Source organism: Arthrobacter sp. 2YAF22_2, from assembly GCF_052114645.1.
Classification (GTDB): Bacteria; Actinomycetota; Actinomycetes; order Actinomycetales; family Micrococcaceae; genus Arthrobacter.
Genome location: NZ_JBFRFD010000183.1, coordinates 1 through 6333, shown reverse-complemented (window position 1 = coordinate 6333; position 6333 = coordinate 1). Strand labels below are relative to the sequence as shown.

The 6333-nt window shown below is 68.1% G+C and carries 5 protein-coding genes and 1 pseudogene; 3 read left to right on the top strand and 3 right to left on the bottom strand.

The genetic code is table 11. The features are described 5' to 3' along the window. Positions 1-1157: GGDEF domain-containing protein (locus AB4Y86_RS09360; protein WP_441401969.1), on the top strand; the 1157-nt coding region annotated here is incomplete at its 5' end. Here AB4Y86_RS09360 and pgm read toward each other — a convergent pair. Further along, positions 1154-2827 carry a phosphoglucomutase (alpha-D-glucose-1,6-bisphosphate-dependent) gene (pgm, locus tag AB4Y86_RS09355; protein ID WP_441401968.1) on the bottom strand — a complete coding sequence of 558 codons (1674 nt, stop codon included), beginning with the start codon at positions 2825-2827 and terminating at the stop codon, positions 1154-1156. The two genes, AB4Y86_RS09360 and pgm, sit on opposite strands and share 4 nt — an antisense overlap. 108 nt (positions 2828-2935) lie before the next feature. Between pgm and AB4Y86_RS09350 the strand changes: the two genes are divergently transcribed. Together AB4Y86_RS09350 and AB4Y86_RS09345 are read left to right on the top strand one after the other, a co-directional pair. Further along, positions 2936-3349: a DUF4190 domain-containing protein gene (locus tag AB4Y86_RS09350; RefSeq protein ID WP_441401967.1), complete on the top strand. Its 414-nt coding sequence runs from the start codon at positions 2936-2938 to the stop codon at positions 3347-3349. Between the two features lie 53 nt (positions 3350-3402). After that, positions 3403-4416: a pirin family protein gene (locus AB4Y86_RS09345; protein ID WP_441401966.1), complete on the top strand. Its 1014-nt coding sequence runs from the start codon at positions 3403-3405 to the stop codon at positions 4414-4416. Between the two features lie 38 nt (positions 4417-4454). Here the strand turns inward: AB4Y86_RS09345 and AB4Y86_RS09340 are convergent, their stop codons facing one another. Then, positions 4455-5954, bottom strand: coding sequence for a mannitol dehydrogenase family protein (locus AB4Y86_RS09340; RefSeq protein WP_441401965.1), 1500 nt, complete (start codon positions 5952-5954; stop codon positions 4455-4457). A 52-nt stretch (positions 5955-6006) separates the two neighbouring features. Beyond that, a pseudogene (locus tag AB4Y86_RS09335) lies at positions 6007-6333 on the bottom strand (ABC transporter permease); the annotation flags it as partial.

Genomic DNA, 6333 nt, shown 5'->3' with positions numbered 1-6333 from the left:
CCCTCCGCGTTGCCTTGGCCGTGGTCACCTTGACCTTGCTGTGTCTTTTCTACTTCATCACCTACCGCCGGACCCGCTCGCCCTATAGCGGCTGGTGGTGTTCCGCCCTGCTGCTCTTTCTCACCGGATCCGCGTCCTATCTGCTGGACGGTACCCCGCACCAAGTCTGGGCGAACCCGTTGGGGAACACCTTGCTGGTTGGCGGCGCCGGAGCGATGTGGGCCGGCGCCCGGTCGCTCCGGCGGGACAGCCCCAAAATCTGGTACCTCCTGGCCGGCCCGGCGGTGACCGGCATCGTGTCAGTCCTGGACCACCCGGCAACCAACAGCTGGTCCGGCGGCCCGATGATGCTGGCCATGATGGGAATCATGTTGGGTCTGTCCTCGCGTGAGCTCTTCCTGCTGGAGGTCGAATACTCCAGGGTCCACCGTCCGCTCGCCTACGGCTCGGCGCTGCTGACCATCTTCTACGCTGGCCGACTGCTGACCCTCCTCACCGAGGGACCCGACGGGCCCATCTTTGTCTCCTACTTCGGGTCGGTTGTGACCACAATCCTGACGACCATGGTTCTGGTGGTCGCGTCCTTCACCATGGTCGAACTGAGTAATGAACAGTTGACCCGGGACCTCCGTGCGCGCGCCACCCTTGACGGGCTCACCGGACTCTTGAACCGGACCGCTTTCCTGGACCTGGCCGTCAACGAGTTGCGCCGCCTGAGTAACGCCCGGACACCTGCCTCACTCGTGCTGGCCGACCTTGACCACTTCAAGGTCGTCAACGACAGGTACGGCCACGCAGCCGGGGATATGGCGCTTCAGGCTTTCGCCGCGGCCTGCTTGGCGTCCGTTCGCTCCACGGACCTGGTGGGGCGGTACGGAGGCGAGGAATTCATCCTGCTCCTGCCCGGTGTGGCGCCCGGGCGCGCCGGCGAGATGACCGGGAATATCAGCCGCCGGCTGCAGTCGCAACAGCCCGGTATCGAGGCAAAGCTGCCGACCGTCAGCTACGGAATTGCGGCTACCGGTGCCGGGCGGGCCGACCTCAAGGCGCTCATCGAATCCGCCGACGCCGCCCTGTACCGGGCGAAAACCCAGGGCCGGGACCAGTCAGTGCTGGCGGCCAGCCTCCGCGAGGAAGAGGCCGCCAGCTCCGGCTAGGAAATAACCCCGTCCACCAAGGCCTTGGCCTCGGCCTGCACCTGCTTGAGGTGATCCGCGCCCTTGAAGGACTCGGCGTAGATCTTGTAGACGTCCTCGGTGCCGGAGGGCCGGGCCGCGAACCAGGCATTCTCGGTGACCACCTTGAGGCCGCCGATCGCCGCACCGTTGCCGGGCGCCTCGGTCAGCTTGGCGGTGATGGTCTCGCCTGCCAGTTCCGTCGCGGTGACGTCCGACGGCGACAGCTTGCCCAGGGCGGCCTTCTGCTCCCGCGTGGCTGCGGCGTCGATCCGCGCATAGACGGGGTCGCCGAACTGGTCGGTGAGGCCCTTGTACAGCTGCGACGGCGACTTACCCGTCGCCGCCGTGATCTCCGACGCCAGCAGCGCCAGCAGGATGCCGTCCTTGTCCGTGGTCCAGACACTGCCGTCCATCTTGTTAAAGGAGGCGCCGGCAGATTCCTCCCCGCCGAAGGCGCCTTCGCCGGACAGCAACCCGGGGACGAACCATTTGAAGCCCACCGGTACTTCCACGAGCTTCCGGCCGAGACTCTCGGCAACCCGGTCGATGATCGACGAGGACACCAGGGTCTTGCCGATCACGGACTGCGGGTTCCAGCCGGTCCGGTGCCGGTACAGGTAATCGATGGCGACGGCGAGGTAATGGTTCGGGTTCATGAGCCCGCCCTGTCCGTCAACAAACGGTGTCACGATGCCGTGCCGGTCGGCGTCGGCGTCGTTGCCGGTGGCGATGTCGAAGGCGGCGGACCCATCCGCACCAGCAGCCATTCGGTTGATCAGCGAGGCCATCGCCGACGGCGAGGAGCAGTCCATCCGGATCTTCTCGTCCCAGTCCAGCGTCATGAACGCCCACTGCGGGTCCACGGTGGGGTTCACCACGGTGAGGTTCAGATGGTGACGCTCGCCGATCTCGCCCCAGTAGTCCACGGACGCGCCACCCATCGGGTCTGCGCCGATACGGACCCCGGCGTCGCGGATCGCGTTTAGGTCCAGGACCGAGGGCAGGTCGTCCACGTAGCTGCTGAGGAAGTCGAACTTGCCGGTGGTCTCGGCGCTGAGCGCGTCAGCGATGGGAATCCGTTTGACCCCGCGCAGGCCGTTCTCGAGGAGTTCGTTGGCGCGGTTGGCGATCCAGCCGGTGGCGTCGGTGTCTGCCGGGCCGCCATGCGGAGGGTTGTACTTGAAGCCGCCGTCGCCGGGCGGGTTGTGGCTGGGGGTCACCACGATGCCGTCCGCCTGCGGAGCGCCGGCGGGGGAGTTGTTGTTGTGCGTCAGGATGGCGTGGCTCAGCGAGGGGGTGRGCGTGTAGCCGTGGCGGGCGTCAATCAGCACATTCACGCCGTTGGCCGCGAGGACTTCCAAGGCGGAGTTCTGGGCCGGTTCGCTCAGCGCGTGGGTGTCCTTCGCGAGGTACAGGGGACCGGTGATGCCCTGGCCCGCGCGATATTCCACGATCGCCTGCGTGATGGCGACGATGTGGGGTTCGTTGAACGACGCCTTAAGGCTCGAGCCGCGGTGTCCGGAGGTCCCGAACGCCACCCGCTGTCCGGGGTCGCTCAAATCCGGCGAAACGTCGTAGTACGCGTCCAGGAGCGCAGTGAGGTCAACAAGGTCTTGGGGTTGGGCAACTGTGCCCGCGCGGCTAGCCATGGYACCAGCATGCCAGACGTGCGGGTCCGGCAACATGCTTTCGCCGGAATCGGCCTGCCATGACACGGCGCGGCGGTATTCTGGACCCAGGCACGTCGAGGGGGAATCATGACCGAGCAGACCAGGCCCGGGTATAGCAAGCATCGTGGCCACGGCCATGTCCCGCCGCTGCCGCCCACGGCGCCGCATCTCGGGCAACCGGTTGGAAGCTACGGCGCGCCGGCCGCCCCCTACGCCGACGCTTATGGCCAGCCGATCTACTACGGCGTGGCCGCCGCGCCGAAGGTTTTGAGCATCGCGAGCCTGTGCTGCGGCATCGCGTCCCTCCTGGGTTTCGGCTTCTTCCTGCTCCCTCAACTGGCCGCCGTCGTCCTTGGCCATTTGGCGCTGAACCGGGAACCGCACGGACGAGGCGCGGCCATCGCCGGCTTGGTACTGGGCTACGTCGCGATTGCCATCACCGTGCTGGTGGTCGTGACCCTCGGCGTCGCTTTCTCCAACGCGGACTTCATCGCCCGGTAGGTGCGCCGGACGCACAGGGTTCCGGCCCCGCGGGCCGGATCTAGACTGGCCCCATGAGCAACCTCGAGACCGTACCGGAAGAAGTTGTCTGCGCCTTTGAGAAAACCTTCGGCGACGCCCAGGTCCTCCCGCCGCGGGCGGTGCCGCTCGGCGGAATCCGGGCCATGGATGTTCGCCGGACGCTGCCGCAGAAGCGGCGGAGCCTGATCGGAGCCTGGTGCTTCGTGGACCATTACGGACCCGACCTGGTTTCAGCCTCCGGCGGGATGAACGTGCCCCGCCACCCGCACACCGGCCTGGCGACAGTCAGCTGGCTGTTCTCAGGCAAGGTCGCGCACCGTGACTCGGCGGGATTCACCGCCGTCGTCCGTCCCGGAGAGGTGAATCTGATGGTCGCGGGCCGGGGCATCTCGCACCAGGAGTTCTCGACGCCGGAAACGTCCATCCTGCACGGGGCGCAACTGTGGTTCGCCCTGCCGGAGGCGACCCGGCATATGCCGCCAACCTTCGAGCACTACGTCCCCGAGCCGGTCCTCGGGGACGGAACGGAACTGCGGGTCTTCCTTGGTTCGCTGGCGGGCTCGACGTCCCCGGTTAACACGTATACCCCCGCCCTGCTGGGAGCCGAGGCCGTGCTGCGGCCGGGTTCGAAGCTCGAACTCGCGCTGGACCCGGCCTTCGAGCACGGGGTCCTGCTCGACACCGGCGATCTGCGGCTGGACGGCGAACAGGTGCCGGTGGACCACCTCGTCTACCTGCCCACCGGACGGTCTGCCCTGGTGCTGGAAGCCGGTGTGAACCCGGTCCGGGCGCTCGTCCTCGGCGGCGTGCCCCTCGGGGAGCAGATCGTCATGTGGTGGAACTTCATCGGACGGACCCATGAAGAGGTCGTGGCCTACCGCGACGCCTGGCAGGCCGAGATCGGCGCCGAAGCCGCCACACCGCCCGGCGGCGGAACCTATCCGGACGGGGCGCCCTACCCCCGCTTCGGACCCTTCCCCGACAACACGCCCGCGCCGTTGCCCGCCCCCGCCCTGCCGAACGTCCAGCTGCGCCCCCGCGGCTGAAACGCCCATGAAAGCAAAAAGGAGCCGGACGGGCCTGGTTACGGAATCTCCGACAACAACCGCTGGACCGCCTCGGTGACCGCCGCGCGAAAGCCGGGGTGGTCCGCCAGTTCCGCCGGGAAAATCTCCCTGACAGCCAGGAGGCGGCCGGCAAGTCCGGACTCCGGGCCCGCGGCGGCCGCCCGGAGCGCGTCCGCCATCGGGTCGTCCAGGACCAGCGGCCGGCCGTTGACGTCCCGGCCGCGGTAGACGAATAACATCCACGCGGCCACCAGCAAGGCTCCGGACATCGGAACCTCGCCGGCGGCCAGCCGGTCCGCTACCGTCCCGAGGATCCTGACCGGCAGCTTCTGTGAGCCGTCCATGGCTACCTGGATGGTGCTGTGCCMCAGGTTCGGGTTGGCGAACCGGGCCAGGATCGATTCGCCGTATTCCGTCAGATCCAGCCCCGGCGGTGCAGCCAAGGTGGGAATCACATCGTCGCGCTGCAGGCGACGCGCCTCCTCCGCCAGCCCGTTTGATGAGACGGCCTCCGCGATGGTCGGGTATCCCCGGAGCGCCCCGAGGTATGCCAGCAGGGAGTGCGTGGCATTAAGCATCCGCAGCTTGGCGACCTCGAACGCGTGGACGTCGCCGGTCACAACGGCCCCGGCGCGCTCCCAGGCCGGGCGCGGCCCCCGGAACTTGTCTTCGATGATCCACTGCCCGAAGGGTTCGGCAACCACCAGACCCTCGTCCCGGAGGCCCAGGATCCGCTCGGCCTCCCGGCGGTTCGCCCCGGTTGTCGCGGGGACGATCCGGTCCACCATGGTGGAGGGGAAGGTGACGGCGGCGTCGAGCCATTCCAGCATCCGCTCCGCCCCCGCCGCCTCCGCCAGGCCTCTGACCAGACCCCCGGTAACCGTGCCGTTCGACATCAGGTTGTCGCAGCACACCACCGCGAACGGTGCGCCGGAGGAAGCGAAGCGCCGTGCCAGCCCGCGTGCCAGCAGACCCAGCGGAGTCCGGGCCTGCCCAGCAAAGCCGCCGCCAGCGAGCTCGGCCTTGAGAGCCTCGACGTCGGCCGCCACCCCCGCGTGGGCCAGGTCCAGGTCGCCCCGGACCGTGCGCGGATAGCCCTTTTCGGTGATCGTCAGGGACGCCAGATGGACGCCTTCTGCCGCTAGCGTCCGCAGGACTTCCTCCGTATCGGTTCCCGGGTAAGCGACCCCGCGCAGCGACCCGATGACCCGCAGCGACGTCGAGTCCCGGGCCTTGGTGAGCACAGAATAGAGGCCGTCCTGGGGTCCGAGCTGGTCCGCCACCCGAACGGAACGCCCCGTGACGCCGAGGATCCCCCACCGGGTGTCACCCGCGGCCGCCGCGGCGTCCTCGGTGTAGACGGCCTGGTGGGCGCGGTGGAAGGCGCCGACGCCGAAGTGGACCATCCCGGTACTCAGGGAACGGGGATCCACGGCAGGGCCGGAGACACCTTGGCGTCCCGCAGCCGCAGCCACGGTGGCCAGCGAGAGGCGGTCGGTAATGGTGATGGCGGACATAATTGGCCTTTCAGCCGGCGAAGGGGGGGCGGCGCCGGGGGCGGCCCGGTGGTCAGTCGGTCTCTTCCCGGACCTGGGAGACAAGCTGGGTCGGATTGACGAAACGCAGGGCCACCACGAGCAGCACCATCATCATGAGCATGTAGACGACGGCCATCGCGTCCACGGACTGCTGGGCCCGGATGCCGGCACCGGTCATGGCCGTGAACAAGGCAACCACCAGCGTGTCGGAGGTCGAATCGGAGGTCAGGAACGTCAGCTCGAACATACCCACCGTCCGGACCAGCACCAGGACCGCAGCCGCAAGGATTCCGGGAACCAGGAGCGGCGCCAAGATCTTCGTGAAAAGCCGCAGCATGTTGGCGCCGCACATCCGCGC

Excerpts from the sequence above, each read along its gene's own strand:
- AB4Y86_RS09350 (WP_441401967.1), top strand. The coding sequence starts at position 2,936 with ATGACCGAGCAGACCAGGCCCGGGTATAGCAAGCATCGTGGCCACGGC.
- AB4Y86_RS09345 (WP_441401966.1), top strand. The coding sequence starts at position 3,403 with ATGAGCAACCTCGAGACCGTACCGGAAGAAGTTGTCTGCGCCTTTGAG.